Raw genomic sequence first — 15,705 nt, 5'->3', positions numbered from 1 at the left:
TGCCTGTCAGTTGCCGCTGCCGTCCGCTGGCGGCGCCAGTATCGATGCGGCCGCCGAAAGCTTTTTCCCCGGCCGCTGGGGCGCTGGCCTGGGCGTCTCCTCGCCGCCGGCCAACTGTTCCTGGTATTCCCTGGGCGTGCAGCCCAGTTCGCGCTTGAAGACGGCATGCATGTATTGCACCGACGTAAAGCCGCAAGTGACGGCGATGTCGGCGGCGTTGCTGCCGTCCTGTTGCAACAGGCGCTTGGCGGCATCAAGCTTGAAGCGCAGGATTTCATCGTGCACGCTGCGCCCCAGCTCGCGCCGGAAATACCATTCCAGCGAGGAGCGCGAGATGCCGACGTAATCGGCCACCTGTTCGGTCTTGATCCCCTGGCAGGCATATTGGCGGATGAAGTGCAGCGCCTGCATCACATGCGGATGATTGCGCACTTCATGGCGGCTCGAGGCCAATACATTGATGCCGGCCGGCGGCACCAGGATGCGGGTGTTGGGAAACTGCGCGCCGTGCAGCATCTGGTGCAGCAAGTGCGCCGCCGTGCGGCCCATCTCGGTCGTCCCCTGGATCACGGAACTGAGCGGCACGCGCGTGAGCACGCGCGCCAGCGGGTCGTTGTCGATGCCGATCAGGGCTACTTGCTCGGGCACCGCAATGCCGGCGAACAGGCAAGCCTGCAACAGCTGGCGCGCGCGCGCATCGGTCACGGCGATGATGCCGATCGGCTTGGGCAGGCTGCGCACCCAGGCGATCAGTTGTTCCACCGCGGTATCCCAGGACTGCGCGCTGGTGCCGACGCCGCGATAGATGTCGCCCTGTATCCCGTCGCGCTGGGTCAGCATGTCGAAGATTCTCTCGCGCTCTTGCGCCCAGCGATTGACGCCGGCCTGGGGCAAGCTGAAAAAGGCGAAATTCTGCAGGCCGGCCTCGATCAGATGGTCGTAGGCCAGCTTGACCAATTTGAAGTTGTCGGTGGCGACATAGGGCCGGCCTTCCGGATAGACGCTTTCATCGGCATACGAGCCGCCGATGGCGACCACCGGCAATCGCACCCGCGACAAGGCCTCGGCGGTGGCCGGGTCGTCGTATTCGGCGATGATGCCGTGCCCTTGCCAGCGCTCGATACCTTGCAGGCGGGTACGGAAATCCTCCTCCAGGTACAGGTCCCATGAGGCGCGCGTACTGCTGAGGTATTCGCCGATGCCGGCAATGATCTCGCGGTCGAATATCTTGTTCGCATTGAACAGCAATGCAATACGATGCACTGTTGGCACTCTTGCCACTCTGCACTCTCCCCTGCGCGCCGGCTTCCCAGCGCCGTCTCCGGCGCGCGCCTTCGCTCATCGCGGCGCGCGGTCTTGTCATTCCCAGCTCTGCAGCTGACATCTTGCTTACGATTGTAGCGATCGATCGGCCCGGGAACGGCTTTGTGCGACCGCAACAGAAAGAATCGCTATCCCGGTTGGTGAATTTCGTAATTGTAGACATGAATCGGCGGTTGCTAGTATCGGCCTCACATCAAAACCGATAGCAATTATTCAAAAGGCCTTGATGCATAGCAAGAGACTTCCCCTGCGCGAATTTGCGGAGCGGGACGGCAAACCGGCGGCACGGTAACGACAAGCTGATCGGCCTCATGACAAGGGGCCGGTCGCCAGCTTGAACATGGGACTGGCACCCGCCATGTTCCTGAAGATGCCCCTTTAAAAATCATAATGACATTGGAGATCAGGCAATGAACGCAATTCTGAAAAAAAGTGTATTGGCCTTGATGGCGATGACGACCATCTCGCTGGTCAGCACCAGCGCCATGGCGGATGCGAAAAATCCCAAGATCGGCTTTTCCATTGACGACCTGCGCGTCGAACGCTGGGCGCGCGACCGCGATTTCTTTACCGCGGCCGCGGAGAAACTGGGCGCAAAAGTCTTCGTCCAGTCGGCGGACGCCAGCGAAGCGCGCCAGATCTCCCAGATCGAGAACCTGATTTCGCGCGGCGTCGATGTCATCGTCATCGTGCCGTTCAATGCGACCGTGCTGACCAACACCATCAAGGAAGCCAAGAAGGCCGGCATCAAGGTCCTGTCGTACGACCGCCTGATCCTGAATGCCGATGTCGACGCCTATATCTCCTTCGACAATGAGAAAGTGGGTGAAATGCAGGCCGAAGGCGTGGTCAAGGTCCAGCCCAAGGGCAACTTCTACCTGCTGGGCGGCTCGCCCACCGACAACAACGCCAAGATGCTGCGCGAAGGCCAGATGAAGGTGCTCAAGCCATACATCGACAAGGGCGACATCAAGATTGTCGGCCAGCAGTGGGTGAAGGACTGGAACCCGACCGAGGCCTTGTCCATCGTTGAAAACGCGCTGACCGCCAATAACAACAAGATCGACGCCATCGTCGCTTCCAACGACGGCACCGCCGGCGGCGCCATCCAGGCGCTGGCGGCGCAAAAGCTGGCCGGCAAGGTGCCGGTTTCCGGCCAGGATGCCGACCTGGCCGCGGTCAAGCGCGTCGTCGCCGGCACCCAGACCATGACGGTGTACAAGCCGCTCAAGCTGATCGCCTCCGAAGCGGCCAACCTGTCGGTGCAACTGGCGCGCAACGAGAAGCCTTCCTACAACTCGCAATATGATAACGGTTTCAAGAAGGTCGACACCGTCCTGCTCAAGCCGACCCCATTGACCAAGGCCAACGTCAATATCCTGGTGGATGACGGCTTCTACACGCAAGCGCAAATCGGCGGCAAATAAAGCGGCGGCGACGATCCGGAGCGGCGCGGCGCCGGCCCGGATCGGAGCGGTCGCTTCATTTTCCGATGCGTTGATTCGCCTGATGGCGATGCGTTTTCGGTGCGTTTGCGATGCATCGCGGCCGGCGCATGCTTTACCGCCCCGAACTTCCATGGCATCGCCATGACGTTCCGGCAGTTTTTATCCCACGAGAGCAGGCATGTCTGAGTATTTGTTAGAAATGAAGGGCATCGTCAAGCAGTTCGGCGGCGTCCGCGCCCTGGATGGCATCGACCTCAAGATCAAGGCCGGCGAATGCGTCGGCCTGTGCGGCGAAAACGGCGCCGGCAAATCCACCTTGATGAAGATCCTGTCCGGCGTCTATCCGCACGGCACCTGGGAAGGCGAGATCCGGTGGGATGGCAAGCCGCTCGTGGCCCAGTCGGTGCGCGACACGGAAGCGGCCGGCATCGTCATCATCCACCAGGAACTGATGCTGGTGCCGGAGCTGTCGGTGGCCGAAAACATTTTCATGGGCCACGAGATCACCCTGCCCGGCGGCCGCATGAATTATCCGGCCATGTATCGCCGCGCCGAAGAACTGATGCGCGAGCTGAACATGCCCGACATCAACGTGGCCTTGCCGGTGATGCAGTACGGCGGCGGCCACCAGCAACTGGTGGAAATCGCCAAGGCGCTCAACAAGAAGGCGCGCCTGCTGATCCTGGACGAGCCCTCGTCGTCGCTGACCTCGTCGGAAATCGCGATCCTGCTCAAGATCATCAAGGACCTCAAGGCCCGTGGCGTGGCCTGCGTATACATCTCGCACAAGCTCGACGAGGTGGCCGAAGTCTGCGACACCATTTCGGTGATCCGCGACGGCAAGCACATCGCCACCACCCCGATGCAGTCGCTGGATGTGAACCAGATCATCACGCAGATGGTCGGGCGCGAAATCACGGCGATGTATCCGACCCGCGACCATGAGATCGGCGAAGTGGTGTTCGAGGCCCGCAACGTCACCTGCTTCGATGTCGACAACCCCAGGCGCAAGCGCGTCGACGACGTGTCGCTGGCGGTACGCCGCGGCGAGATCGTCGGCATCGCCGGACTGGTCGGCGCCGGCCGCACCGAACTGGTGTCGGCGCTGTTCGGCGCCTATCCCGGGCGTTATGAAGGCAAGGTCTTCATGGACGGCGTGCAGGTCGATACCGGCACGCCGCTCAAGTCGATCCGCCTCGGCCTGTGCATGGTGCCGGAGGATCGCAAGCAACATGGCATCGTGCCCGATCTCGGGGTCGGGCAAAACATCACGCTGACGGTACTGGACCGGTTCTCGCATCGCACCCGCATCGATACCGCTTCCGAACTGAAGACCATCCAGGACGAGATCGTGCGCATGCAGCTCAAGACCGCCAGCCCCTTCCTGCCGATCACCGGCCTGTCGGGTGGCAACCAGCAAAAAGCCGTGCTGGCGAAAATGCTGCTGGCGCAACCCAAGGTGCTCATTCTCGATGAGCCTACGCGCGGCGTCGATGTCGGCGCCAAGGCGGAAATCTACCGGCTCATCGCGGCGCTGGCCAAACAAGGGGTGGCCATCATCATGGTGTCGTCCGAGCTGGCCGAAGTGCTGGGCGTGTCCGACCGCGTGCTGGTCATCGGCGAAGGCAAGCTGCGCGGCGACTTCGTCAATGAACACCTGACGCAGGAGACGGTGCTGGCGGCCGCCATCAACCAGTCGGCGCAACGCCAGGCAACGCACAGCGCTGCCGCATAAATAAAACAACCTGGAATTGAGTATGACAACAACGAACATCAAGCAGATTTTCGGCCGCTACAAGATCATCGCACTGCTCATCGCCATTGCCATCATCTGGGCCTTCTTCAGCTGGCAGACCGAGGGCGGTTTCGTCACGCCCCGCAACCTGTCCAACCTGCTGCGCCAGATGGCGGTCACCGGCATCCTGGCTTGCGGCATGGTGCTGGTCATCATTGCCGGCGAGATCGATTTGTCGGTCGGCTCGCTGCTCGGCCTGCTCGGCGGCGTGGCCGCCATCCTGGATGTGACCTACCACCTGCCGCTGGCGCTCAGCCTGCCGCTGGTGCTGGCGCTGGGCCTGGCGTTCGGGCTGTTCAGCGGTTACCTGACCGCCTACAAGCGGATTCCCTCGTTCATCGTCGGCCTGGGCGGCATGCTGGCCTTTCGCGGCGTGCTGCTGGGCGTGACCGGCGGCCTGACCATCGCGCCGGTGTCGGACCACCTGGTGTATCTGGGGCAAGGCTACCTGCCGCCGCAACTGGGGATTGCGCTGATGCTGATCCTGTTCGCCCTGACGCTGGGGCTGACCTGGCGCCAGCGCGCCAACCGCGCACGCCACGCGCTGCCGGTGCCGGCCTTGTGGCGCGATGCGGTGAAGGTGCTGCTCATCGGCGCCGTGCTGCTGGCCTTCGTGCGCACGCTCAACAGCTATGACGGCATCCCGGTGCCGGTGCTGATGCTGCTGGCGCTGCTGGGCCTGTTCAGCTACATCACCACGCAAACCGTATTCGGCCGCCGCATCTATTCGGTGGGCAGCAACATGGAAGCCACGCGCCTGTCCGGCGTCAACGTGCAGGCAGTCAAGCTCTGGGTGTTCGGCATCATGGGCGTGATGTGCGCGCTGGCCGGCCTGGTCAACACCGCGCGCCTGGCCGCCGGTTCGCCCTCGGCCGGCAACATGGGCGAGCTCGATGCCATCGCCGCCTGCTTCATCGGCGGCACCTCCATGCGCGGCGGCTCGGGCACCATCTACGGCGCGCTGATCGGCGCGCTGGTGATGGCCAGCCTGGACAACGGCATGTCGATGCTCGATGTCGGCACCTACTGGCAGATGATCGTCAAGGGCAGCATCCTGGTGCTGGCCGTCTGGGTCGACGTCAGTACCCGTTCGGGACGCTGAGCATTCGATATTCATCTTTTCATCCTTCTGTCGCCGGGCTTGGCCCGGCCGGTATTTCACCCTATTTCCGGAGCCCCTTAGCATGACCGCATCAACTCAACCCGCATCGACTTCCGCCGGCGCCATGGAGCACGCCATTTATCCCAGCCTGGCCGGCAAGCGCGTGGTCGTCACCGGCGGCGGCACCGGCATCGGCGCCGCGCTGGTTGCCGCCTTCGTCGCCCAGGGAGCGAACGTTTTCTTCCTCGACATTGCGGAGCAAGAATCCCGCGCGCTGGAAGCAACGCTGAAAGATGCGGCCTTCCCGCCCACCTTCCTGCATTGCAACCTGCGCGACCTGGAGGCGCTGGCCGCCACCTTTGCGCGCATCGGGGAAACCGTCGGCGCGGTGGATATCCTGGTCAACAACGCCGCCAACGACGACCGCCATGCGCTGGACGATGTCACCCCCGCCTATTGGGAGGAACGCATGGCGGTCAACCTGCGCCACCAGTTCTTTTGCGCGCAAGCGGTCGCGCCGGGCATGCGCGAACAAGGGCGCGGGGCGATCATCAACTTCGGTTCCATTTCCTGGCATCTCGGCTTGCCCAACCTGGCGCTCTACATGACCGCCAAGGCCGCCATCGAAGGGCTCACGCACGGCCTGGCGCGCGACCTTGGCGCGCATCACATCCGCGTCAACTGCATCCTCCCCGGCGCGGTTCGCACGCCGCGCCAGACGCGCCTGTGGCACAACCCGGAGGAGGAAGCCAACATCCTGTCCTCGCAATGCCTGCCCAAGCGCATCGAGCCGCACGACGTGGCGGCGCTGGCGCTGTTCCTGGCCTCCGACAGCGCGGCCATGTGCACCGGGCGCAACTACTACGTCGACGCCGGCTGGCTCGGCGCCTGAGGCGGGTATCCCATGACGATCTCCGAGCCCGGCTGTCCCAGCAGCCATCGTGCGGAACCTGCCCCATGAACGCAAAAAAGCCGCTACGGATCGATGCGCACCAGCATTTCTGGCACTATCGCTCGGAGGACTATCCGTGGATCGGCGCCGAGATGGACCTGCTGGCGCAGGATCGGTTGCCGTACCAGTTCCAGCCGCTGCTTGAAGCGCACGGGCTGCATGCGTCGATCACGGTGCAGGCGCGCCCCGGCCGCGATGAAACCGCCTTCCTGCTCGGACTGGCGCGGCAGGATCGCCGCATCGCGGGCGTCATCGGCTGGGAAGATATTTCATCGCCCGAGCTGGCCGAGCATGTCGGACAATGGGGGCGCGACAAGCTGCTGGGATTTCGCCACCAGATCCAGGACGAGACCGATCCGCCGGCATTCCTGGCGCAACCGCAATTCAACGAGGGAATCCGCTGGCTGCAAGAGCGCAACTACGTCTACGACGTGCTGGTGCATGAGCGCCAGCTGTCATCCATCCGGGCCTTCTGCGCCCGCCACGACAAGCATTGGCTGGTGCTCAACCATCTGGGGAAACCGGCGCTCAAGGAATTCCGCAAGAACAAAGGGGCCTTCGAACGCTGGCGCGAGCAGGCGCGGGAATTGGCCGCCATGCCGCACGTCGCCTGCAAACTCTCCGGCCTGCTCACCGAAGCCGACTGGATGCGCGGATTGTGCCTGCGCGACTTCGACCATATCCTGCTGTGCCTCAATACCGCACTGGAACTGTTCGGGCCGCAGCGGCTGATGTTCGGTTCCGACTGGCCGGTTTGCCTGCTCGCCGCGTCCTATTCCAGGGTGGTGTCGGTTACCCGGGAATGGGCCGGCACGCGGCTATCGGCAACGGAACAGGATGCGCTGTGGGGAGAAACTTCAGCCAAGGTCTATGGCTTGTCATTGTGATGAAACAAAAAAAGCCGCCGCGAATCGACTTCGCGGCGGCTTTTCGCTCGCATGGCTGACAGCCGCTGACAGCCGCTGCCGGCGGCGCGCGGGTCTTGCCGCGCCATACCGTCAGTGCGTTTCCCGCTTTTCCAGCTTCTCCCGCACCTTGGAGACATCGCGCTCGGATACCGCGGCGGCCTGGTTGCTCCATCCCTGACGCACGAAGCTTGCCAGCTCCGCCGCTTCCTTGTCGGACAGGCGATGCGCGAACCCCGGCATGACCAGGATCGACGGCGCCTTTTCCGTGGATGGCGTGCGCGCGCCTTGCAAGATCACCTGCACCAATGCGCCGGGATTGCCGGCATTGACCACCGATGCGCCGTCGAGCACCGGAAAGATGCCGGGCGCGCCCTTGCCGGTGACGAAGTGGCAGGCGGCGCAGTTATCGAGGTAGAGCCGCTCGCCCAAGCTCAAGTCCTTGGCCGCCGTCAGTTTCTTGATGGTGGCCTCCGCCCCCTGCGGCTTGACGCCGCTGCTGCGCGACGGCGCCACGCTCAGCGTCTTGAGATAGGCGGCGATGGCTTGCAGGTCTCCTGGCGTCAGGTGCGAGGTGCTGTGCTCCACCACCAGGCTCATCTCGCCGGCGACGGCGGCGCTCTTGTTGCGCCCGGTTTGCAGGTAGGCGACGATGTCGTCCGCGCTCCAGTGCGGCATCCCGCGCAGCGAAGGCACCGCCCAGCCGTTCAGTTCGCCGCCGGCGAGGAACTGCTCCTGCGTGCTGTCGCTGGCTTTTTCGTTCATCGCGAAACCGCGCGGCGTGTGGCAGCTGCCGCAGTGGCCGAGGCCTTCAGCCAGATAGGCGCCGCGCCTGACCTCGCCGCTCCAGCCGTCTTGCGCCTTGAATGGCTGGTCATTGGCGAAGAACATGTTCCACAGCTTCATGCCCCAGCGGAGGTTGAAAGGAAAGCTCATGCTGGACGGCGGCGGATCGGATGCCACCGGTTTCACGCCATCCATGAAGTAGGCGTACAACGCGTGGATGTCTTCGTCCGAGACCTTGGCATAGTTGGGATAAGGCATGGCCGGATACAGCGGAGTGCCATCCGCGCGCACGCCATGGCGCACCGCGCTGGCGAACTGCTGCTCGCTGTAATTGCCGATGCCGTGCTGCTTGTCGGGCGTGATGTTGGTGGAGTAGATCATGCCGTGGCCGCTGTCGATCGCCAGGCCGCCGGCGAAAGCCGGCTTGCCGGCGGCGCTGTGGCAGGCCATGCAGTCGCCGGCGCGGGCCAGATATTCGCCGCGTTGGAGCAGCGCCTGGTCCGCCGCCGCGTGCGCCGCCGACAACGCGCTCAAGCTCAGGGCCAGGATGGCCAGTAGTTGGTTCAGTCTTTTCATTTTTGCTTACACCTTGACCAAGGGGCCTGGGTTTTTCAGGTACTGCTTCTTGATGGCTTCGGCCGCGAACAGCGTGATGGCGCCGATGGTGGCGGTCGGGTTGGCCTGGAAGTTCTGCGGGAAGGCGTTGCCGCCCGGGACGAACACGTTGTGCACATCCCACGACTGCAGGTAGCGGTTGAGCGCCGAGTCGCGCGGCGAATCGCCCATGACGGCGCCGCCCACGTTGTGGGTGGAGACGTACTTGGTGATGTCCCAGTGCGAGTCGAGCGCCAGGAAGCTTTCCGACATGAAGTCCGGGTTGAGCTCCCTGGAAATCTTCAGCACGATGTCGCGCAGGTAGCGCTGCAGCTTCAGCTCGTTCTGGCGCCAGTCGAATGTCATGCGCAGCAGCGGCTGGCCCCACGGGTCCTTATAGGTCGGATCCAGGTCCAGGTAGTGGCCGCGATAGGACATGCATGTGGTGGTGATGCTGACCTTCATCGAATGGTCGTACCAGTCGATCATGCCTTCCTTCCAGCCACGGCCCCAACTCGGCGTGCCCGGCGGCAGCGCGGTGCCGATCGGCGCGCCCGACGCCTGGGAACTGTGGATCTTGGCGCCGCCGATGAAGCCCAGCTTGATGCCGTCGTCGAAGTTGCCCGGCGAGATGTCGTTGAACATTTCGCCGGTGGCGCCGGCGGTGGCAAACGAGTTGAAGTTCTTGTCCTTGAAGAACAACGTGGCGCCGCCGTTGGAGAGGAAAGCGTAGTTGCGGCCGATGGTGCCGGTCTCGGTGAGCGGGTCGTACGGCTTGCCGATGCCCGACAGCAGCATCAGGCGCACGTTGGCGAACTGGAAGCTGGACAGGATCACGATCTTGGCCGGCTGGAACACTTCCTTCTTGTTCTCGTCGATGTAGGTGACGCCCTTGGCCGTCTTCTTGTCGGCGTGCAGGTCGACGCGGATGACGTTGGCGTTGGCCTTGTAGTCGAAGTTGGGCATGCGCTTGACCACATCCAGGATGGTGGTCTGCGGCGAGGCCTTGGAATAGTTCAGGCAGGGATACTTGCTGCAAAAGCCGCAGTAGTTGCAGGGCGCGATCTGCGCGCCGTAGGGATTGGTCCAGGCCGTCGACACGTTGGCCGAAGGATTGGGGAACGGGTGGTAGCCCATCTTGCGCGCCACGTCGGCGAACAGGCTGCTGTTGTAGGTGTCATGCAGCGCCGGCAGCGGATACGGGCTGGAGCGCGGGCCTTCGAACGGGTCGCCGCCCGGCTGGAGCTTGCCCTGCAGGTTGCCGGTATTGCCGGACAGGCCGCACACCTTGTCGAAGAAGTCATAGTGCGGCTCGATCTCGTTCCAGGTGAAGGGGAAGTCCTTGATGCGCATGTCCGGATCCAGGCTGCCGTGCTTGTAGGCCTGGTCGGCGTAGGTCTTCAACTTGAGGTCGGTGGGCGTGGGACGGATCAGCACGCCGGTCCAGTGCAGGCCCGAGCCGCCGACCCCGGTGCCGGGCGCGAAAGCGCCCCACTTGCGGGTGGGCAGCGCGGCCTGGGCGGCGTTGTAGCGCACCGTCAGCGCGGCGTCGCGCGGGGTGGCGAACACCTTGTTGCGGGTGGCGTAACCGTATTGGTCGGCCGGTTTCGGGTAGGCGAAATCTTCGGGAGGACGGTCCGGGCCGCGCTCCAGGGCGCGGACTTTGAGGCCTTCCCTGGCCAGTTCAATGGCCATGATCGAGCCGGCCCATCCAAGGCCGACGATGACGACGTCGACTTCGTCGTTGGTAATGTTTGGCATACGGAGGCTGATTCTTTAGTTAATCGGGAAATCGGAAAATCGGGAAAACGGAGCGGGCTCAGGCGCGCTTGCCGGACAGGCTCACCGGGCCCAGCGGATACTTCACGTTATGCTGGTCGACCCATTCGGTGTAGGCCGCGCGCGCGCCGGGGAAGCCGATCGCCACCCAGGCCTTCATGTCCTTGTTGCCGCCGTACATGGGGTCGGCCAGGTAGCCGTTCTTGGTGTCGCCCAGCAATTGGCCGAAGAACTGCGACGGCTTGAGCGAGGCTTCGCCCAGCGCGGCGAAATCGGCGGTGTTCTTTTGCAGCGCGGTCAGCAAGGCGTCCTTGTCCTTCGCGTCAAGCTGCTCGAAAGGCTTGCCGTGCTGTTGCCGGCTGATCTGCTGCGCCAGCTTGATGCCGATGCGGTACACCTCCTGCGGCGCATAGGGAATCTGGAAACCGAGCGTGGCCGGGGCGTCGACCTTGTGCGGCCCCTGCTGGTAGATATCGGAACCCAGGCCGATATGCAGTTGCTGGTCGATGAAGACCGGCACATTGGTTTCCAGCGCGCCAGGGCCGCGGCCCTCGGCAGGGATCAGGCGGTCGCAGGCGGCCAGGATGAAAATCCATTCGGCGGCGGAGAAAAATACCGGCTGGTAGCGGTTGAGCTCGATGCCTTCCAGGCCCTCGGCCTGGGCCGACTTGAACATGGGAATCGAGACGATGGGAACGGCAACCGCCGTTGCCGCCAGAACGGCGCGGCGCGATGGGCTGAACTTGGTTTTCGGCATGGTGAGCGCGGAGTATGGTGGTTGGAAAAACAAGCCGGCGCCGCGATCCGGGACGGGATCAGGTGCGCAGGGACTGGAAATCGTAAAAATGCGGCAGCCGGCGCAACGCCGGAAAGGCATGCGCAACAGGAAAACCTGTCAGTCAAATGGTCGGCGGCGCTTGGGGTGCTGGCGTTCAGGCGCTGTCGTAGCGGCTGTACCCGGCCAGCCCGGCGATCCCGTTGCGGGCGGCCAGACGGCAAATAGCCGGCCGCATTCCCGCGCCGGGCGAAGAACCGAGGGTATCGACAGAGGAAAATGCCGTGCGCAGGACTGCGTCGGCGGATGTGGCGTTGGCTCTTGCGGAGCAGCCGCTTGCTGGGTGGTGGATGGTTACCATTGCCTGAATTCGCGAGTTAGTTGAACAACTCGTCTCCCAATCCGATCCAGCCTTTGGCGGCTGGCATTTCTTGTTGCTCCGGTCCGGCAGGACCAGGATGCCGATGCGCCGGCATGGGCGTGATTTTAACACCGGAAGACATAAGATGTCGTAACTCTAAATTTCCAGGCGGCATGCATTTCGTCGCGGAAACGCCATGGGCCGTGACAACGGCGGCCATCGCCGGGCTGCCGGAATCGGCGCATGCCCGCGCCGGCGCTTGGCTCGCCGCGCCGAAATAAAGCTGGATGAAAAGGCCGAACATGTGTATAGTGGCGCAACTCCTCACCAAGTGACGTAAAAGTCTGGCCTCTCACCTGTCTTGCCTCCCTGGCAAGTCCTGTCTGATCCCTCGTTTCTATTTCTTCTTGTTTGGCGTGCTTCCGGAGCCGATGCTCTTTTGATCACGCAGCCGAGGATATGACATTGCCTGAAAGGCGACGAAGCCGTCTGGCTTCGCCTGTTCGAGGAATACCGGCAACTTCTTGCGCAACTGACGCAAAGAAGTTCTCACCTGGGAAATACCCTTTAACGAGTTGCGTGCAACGGTTTGCCGGCCTGCACCAGGCTCACCTGTTTCGGAGACTGAATGGCGAAGGAAGAGTTGATCGAAATGCAGGGCCAGGTAACTGAAGTGTTGCCTGACTCCCGATTCCGTGTTGATCTGGAAAATGGACATTCCCTGATCGCCTATAGCGCGGGACGCATGAAGAAGAATTTCATCAAGATCCTGGCGGGCGACAAAGTGACGCTTGAATTGTCGCCTTACGACTTGAGCAAGGGAAGAATCATCTTCCGCCATATCGAGAACCGCACCTCCAGCGGACCGAGGCCTCCCCGCCGCCGTTAAGGCGCGCAAGGGGCCGGGCGGCATCACTGTCCAGATAGGACTGGATGCCGCGACGGTCTTCTCAAGTCGAGTATCGATAGAGAACCGCATGCGAAAAAAACACATGCGAAAAGCCCTGATCCACGGATCGGGGCTTTCTGCTTTTCAGGGGCATACCGGACCGACTGGACACCGGCGCATCGGCAAAGACTTCAGAGTTTTCCCGCCGCGATATCGGCATCCATCGCCTGCAGCGCCATCCCGATCGCGTACTCCTCGGCTTCCACCGGAGAATTGCCGCGAAAGCCGTCGCAGCTGACGCGGCGAAACGGCACCGGATTGTCGTTGCGGTGGAATTGGTAGCTGCCGACCCAGCTGCCGTCGCGCTGCTCGATGCTGCTGGCGCGGATGAAGTAGCCGCGGTGTTCCACCGCGTCGCCGTCGAGCTCGGCATCGATCACGGCACGCGCGAACGCGGCGCCGGTCGCCTGCGCCGCGGCGGCCGAGCGGAAAGGATTGCCGCGGATATCCGGGTAGGCCACCTCGCCGACCTTGACCACACAGCGCACATCGCCGCTGCGCGCGTCTTCCTGGTAGTCGACCGTGATGTGCTTGCCGCGATAAGCTGCGCCGTATTGCGCCATGTCCGTTGCCATTCAAATGATTGTTCGGGGCATCGTAGCATAGCGCGCTGCCGCCGTTGCAGCCTTCATTGCAACGCCATGTACATATGCGCTGCGCTGCCTGCATTCCCGCCTGCATTCCATTATCATGGCGGGCCCTTTCAACCTCTCTCCTTTCCCGCATGTCCGACTTCGACGCCACCGCCAACGATTCCTCCTCCGGCCAGGACGCCATCAATGAAGCGCGCCTGTGGCGTGAAGACGGCTGGACCGCCCGCATCATCAAGAATGACGATGACGACGGCTGGGCGGTCGAGATGACGCGCGACGGGGAACGCGAACCGACACTGATCGGCCCCTGGACCATGGGCCGCGACAAGAAGAACCCCAAGCCGCTGGACAAGTCCGCGTTCAACACGCTGGTGAAAACCGCATCGGAATTCCGCCGCCGCAGCGAGCAGCAGTTGCATGCGCAATTGCACAAGCACGTCACCGTCGACGGCGATGGCGGCGCTTCGATCAAGGTGACCCTGGACATCGTGCCCGACGACGATTTTCCCTACGCCGACCTGACGGCCTGGGATGAGATGGGCGAAGTGCTGGCCAAGGTGCAAGTCGCCCCCAACTACAAATTGAACGCAGACAGCGCCGAACGCTGGGTAGCCGGCAACTATCGCAAACCCGGCTAACGCGGTCAGACGCCTGGCAACAGCCGCTCCGGCTGAACCAGCATGAGCGGCTCCGGCGCCGACAGCGCCTCATGCTGCTGCCCCGGGATCTTGAACAGCGCGACGACCCCGACCAGATCCCCGGCCTGCGTCTTGAGATCGGACGCGGCAGCGGCGATCTGCTCCACCATGGCAGCGTTCTGCTGCGTACCGCGATCCATCTCGGCCACCGCATCGCCGACCTGCAGCACACCCGTGCTCTGCTCCGAGCTGGCCGCGCTGATCTCGCCCACGATATCGGCCACGCGGCGGATGCTCTCCACCACATCGGCCATCGTGGCGCCGGCCTTGTCCACCAATGCGGCGCCCTGTTCCACCCGTTCGACGCTGTCGCCGATCAGCATCTTGATCTGTTTGGCGGCATCGGCGCTGCGCCCCGCCAGCGAACGCACCTCGCTGGCCACCACCGCGAAACCGCGCCCCTGCTCGCCGGCCCGCGCGGCTTCCACCGCCGCATTGAGCGCCAGGATATTGGTCTGGAAAGCGATGCTATCGATCACGCTGATGATGTCGGCAATCTTGCGGCTGCTGTCGTTGATGCCCTTCATGGTTTCCACGACCCGGCCAACCACTTCGCCGCCCTGGATGGCAACCTGCGAGGCGTTCATCGCCAGCTGATTGGCCTGGGCCGAGTTATCCGCGTTCTGCCTGACGGTGGCCCCCAATTCCTCCATCGATGAGGCGGTGTGCTCCAGCGCGGCGGCCTGGCGCTCGGTACGCGCGCTCAGGTCATGGTTGCCGTGAGCGATCTCCGCACTGGCCGCGGCCACACCTTCGGCGCCGCATCGCACCGCGCTGACCACCCGCGCCAACGAATCCTGCATCGCCCCCAATGCCTTGAGCAACGGGCTGATCTCATCATGGTCGGCATCTTCCACGGGCATCGTGAGATTGCCGTCCCTCACATGCTCGGCGATCAGTTGCGCCTGGCGCAAGCGCCGTCCCAACAGACGCGCCACATACCAGGAAAACCCCAATAATCCGCAGGCCAGCAATGCCGCCACAGCTGCCAGCAAATTGCTGATGGAGTGCGCATTGGCCTCGATCTGGTCGACTTCTTCGACCAGGACCTGCGTCTGGCGCTTTTTCTCCGCGCTCAAGGCGGACAGGAACTGGTTGCGCGCCGCCATCGTCTTGCCGGACAGGAAGGCATACGCCTCTTCCATCCGCCCCTCCTGGATCAGTTTCAGGTTTTGGTCGCCCACGGTCCAGAATTCGGCCGAAAAGCGCGTGGCATTGGCAAAGAACGCATTACCGGCGTCCAGCAACGCATTTTGCTTGTAGTCGGCCAGCACTTCCTCGATATGCCGGCGCGTGCGGCCGACATCGGCCACGGTCTGCGCCACCTTTTCCGGCGCCCGGCTCAGCATGGCGTCGCGCATCTGCAGCGAGATGCGCGTCATGCTCAGCTCCATATCGGCTACCCGCATCAGTTGCTGGGTGCGGTTGCCGCTGGCGCGCTGCGCCAGCACCGCCACTTCGTTCAGGTAGACCCAGCCGGAAACCGCAACCGCCGCCAGGGCCGCCACCAACACGCCGCACACGAGGAAAAGCCGCTTTGCAATGCTCAGTTTCATCACCGCCCCAATCAATTGCGACGATGCGGCATCGGGCACGGCACCACCTGTCCGATGAAGCGGGAATGTCTCCTCCTGCCTGCCGCATC

14 protein-coding genes are annotated in these 15,705 nt (G+C 63.3%); 7 read left to right on the top strand and 7 right to left on the bottom strand.

Translation table 11 applies throughout. The annotated features are described in order from the left end of the window. Nucleotides 1-6: 6 nt before the first annotated feature. A complete protein-coding gene (locus AC07N6_RS02280) occupies nt 7-1,281 on the bottom strand; it encodes a XylR family transcriptional regulator (RefSeq protein ID WP_494780700.1) in 1,275 nt (424 codons plus the stop codon). A 488-nt stretch (nt 1,282-1,769) separates the two neighbouring features. Here AC07N6_RS02280 and xylF point away from each other — a divergent pair, with 488 nt between their 5' ends. The 5 genes from xylF (at nt 1,770) to AC07N6_RS02255 (ending at nt 7,507) form a co-directional block, all read left to right on the top strand. Continuing rightward, nucleotides 1,770-2,750 carry a D-xylose ABC transporter substrate-binding protein gene (gene xylF, locus AC07N6_RS02275; protein WP_494781266.1) on the top strand — a complete coding sequence of 327 codons (981 nt, stop codon included), beginning with the start codon at nt 1,770-1,772 and terminating at the stop codon, nt 2,748-2,750. A gap of 199 nt (nt 2,751-2,949) precedes the next feature. Continuing rightward, a complete protein-coding gene (xylG, locus tag AC07N6_RS02270) occupies nt 2,950-4,506 on the top strand; it encodes a D-xylose ABC transporter ATP-binding protein (protein ID WP_494780699.1) in 1,557 nt (518 codons plus the stop codon). A gap of 22 nt (nt 4,507-4,528) precedes the next feature. Then, entirely contained in the window at nt 4,529-5,668 is a 1,140-nt protein-coding gene (locus AC07N6_RS02265; protein ID WP_494780698.1) for a sugar ABC transporter permease, read from the top strand. An 82-nt stretch (nt 5,669-5,750) separates the two neighbouring features. Beyond that, nucleotides 5,751-6,560 (top strand): D-xylose 1-dehydrogenase, encoded by an 810-nt coding sequence (xylB, locus tag AC07N6_RS02260; protein WP_494780697.1) that lies wholly within the window; start codon nt 5,751-5,753, stop codon nt 6,558-6,560. Nucleotides 6,561-6,625: 65 nt separating this feature from the next. Continuing rightward, nucleotides 6,626-7,507: an L-fucono-1,5-lactonase gene (locus AC07N6_RS02255; protein WP_494780696.1), complete on the top strand. Its 882-nt coding sequence runs from the start codon at nt 6,626-6,628 to the stop codon at nt 7,505-7,507. Nucleotides 7,508-7,618: 111 nt separating this feature from the next. Here AC07N6_RS02255 and AC07N6_RS02250 read toward each other — a convergent pair whose 3' ends face one another. The 4 genes from AC07N6_RS02250 to AC07N6_RS02235 all read right to left on the bottom strand — a co-directional run bounded on the left by AC07N6_RS02250 (nt 7,619) and on the right by AC07N6_RS02235 (nt 12,124). Then, nucleotides 7,619-8,887, bottom strand: coding sequence for a c-type cytochrome (locus AC07N6_RS02250; protein WP_494780695.1), 1,269 nt, complete (start codon nt 8,885-8,887; stop codon nt 7,619-7,621). A 6-nt stretch (nt 8,888-8,893) separates the two neighbouring features. Next, nucleotides 8,894-10,666 (bottom strand): GMC family oxidoreductase, encoded by a 1,773-nt coding sequence (locus AC07N6_RS02245; RefSeq protein ID WP_494780694.1) that lies wholly within the window; start codon nt 10,664-10,666, stop codon nt 8,894-8,896. Nucleotides 10,667-10,724: 58 nt separating this feature from the next. Then, nucleotides 10,725-11,441: a gluconate 2-dehydrogenase subunit 3 family protein gene (locus AC07N6_RS02240; protein WP_494780693.1), complete on the bottom strand. Its 717-nt coding sequence runs from the start codon at nt 11,439-11,441 to the stop codon at nt 10,725-10,727. 395 nt (nt 11,442-11,836) lie between these two features. Further along, complete coding sequence (locus tag AC07N6_RS02235; RefSeq protein WP_494780692.1) at nt 11,837-12,124, bottom strand: hypothetical protein; 288 nt, start codon at nt 12,122-12,124, stop codon at nt 11,837-11,839. Between the two features lie 324 nt (nt 12,125-12,448). Here AC07N6_RS02235 and infA point away from each other — a divergent pair, with 324 nt between their 5' ends. After that, a complete protein-coding gene (gene infA, locus AC07N6_RS02230; RefSeq protein ID WP_050470224.1) occupies nt 12,449-12,709 on the top strand; it encodes a translation initiation factor IF-1 in 261 nt (86 codons plus the stop codon). Between the two features lie 191 nt (nt 12,710-12,900). Here infA and AC07N6_RS02225 read toward each other — a convergent pair whose 3' ends face one another. Then, nucleotides 12,901-13,344, bottom strand: a complete 444-nt coding sequence (locus tag AC07N6_RS02225) for a hypothetical protein (protein WP_494780691.1) — start codon at nt 13,342-13,344, stop codon at nt 12,901-12,903. 149 nt (nt 13,345-13,493) lie between these two features. On the opposite strand from AC07N6_RS02225, the gene AC07N6_RS02220 reads away from it, so the two are divergent. Then, a complete protein-coding gene (locus tag AC07N6_RS02220) occupies nt 13,494-14,000 on the top strand; it encodes a hypothetical protein (protein ID WP_494780690.1) in 507 nt (168 codons plus the stop codon). Between the two features lie 5 nt (nt 14,001-14,005). Here the strand turns inward: AC07N6_RS02220 and AC07N6_RS02215 are convergent, their stop codons facing one another. After that, the gene (locus AC07N6_RS02215; protein WP_494780689.1) at nt 14,006-15,616 is read right to left on the bottom strand and encodes a methyl-accepting chemotaxis protein; all 1,611 of its coding nucleotides are present in this window, start codon (nt 15,614-15,616) and stop codon (nt 14,006-14,008) included. Nucleotides 15,617-15,705: the final 89 nt, after the last annotated feature.

It is taken from the genome of Herbaspirillum sp. GW821-FHT09A12, assembly GCF_059418325.1.
The sequence above is the reverse complement of the archived record's forward strand: the minus strand, read 5'-3'. Positions and strand labels throughout refer to the sequence as shown.

Coding starts and splice junctions, on each gene's coding strand:
- AC07N6_RS02225 (WP_494780691.1), bottom strand. CDS start 13,344: ATGGCAACGGACATGGCGCAATACGGCGCAGCTTATCGCGGCAAGCAC.
- xylG (WP_494780699.1), top strand. CDS start 2,950: ATGTCTGAGTATTTGTTAGAAATGAAGGGCATCGTCAAGCAGTTCGGC.
- AC07N6_RS02265 (WP_494780698.1), top strand. CDS start 4,529: ATGACAACAACGAACATCAAGCAGATTTTCGGCCGCTACAAGATCATC.
- AC07N6_RS02255 (WP_494780696.1), top strand. CDS start 6,626: ATGAACGCAAAAAAGCCGCTACGGATCGATGCGCACCAGCATTTCTGG.
- xylB (WP_494780697.1), top strand. CDS start 5,751: ATGACCGCATCAACTCAACCCGCATCGACTTCCGCCGGCGCCATGGAG.
- AC07N6_RS02250 (WP_494780695.1), bottom strand. CDS start 8,887: ATGAAAAGACTGAACCAACTACTGGCCATCCTGGCCCTGAGCTTGAGC.
- xylF (WP_494781266.1), top strand. CDS start 1,770: ATGGCGATGACGACCATCTCGCTGGTCAGCACCAGCGCCATGGCGGAT.
- infA (WP_050470224.1), top strand. CDS start 12,449: ATGGCGAAGGAAGAGTTGATCGAAATGCAGGGCCAGGTAACTGAAGTG.
- AC07N6_RS02245 (WP_494780694.1), bottom strand. CDS start 10,666: ATGCCAAACATTACCAACGACGAAGTCGACGTCGTCATCGTCGGCCTT.
- AC07N6_RS02215 (WP_494780689.1), bottom strand. CDS start 15,616: ATGAAACTGAGCATTGCAAAGCGGCTTTTCCTCGTGTGCGGCGTGTTG.
- AC07N6_RS02235 (WP_494780692.1), bottom strand. CDS start 12,124: ATGTTCGGCCTTTTCATCCAGCTTTATTTCGGCGCGGCGAGCCAAGCG.
- AC07N6_RS02240 (WP_494780693.1), bottom strand. CDS start 11,441: ATGCCGAAAACCAAGTTCAGCCCATCGCGCCGCGCCGTTCTGGCGGCA.
- AC07N6_RS02220 (WP_494780690.1), top strand. CDS start 13,494: ATGTCCGACTTCGACGCCACCGCCAACGATTCCTCCTCCGGCCAGGAC.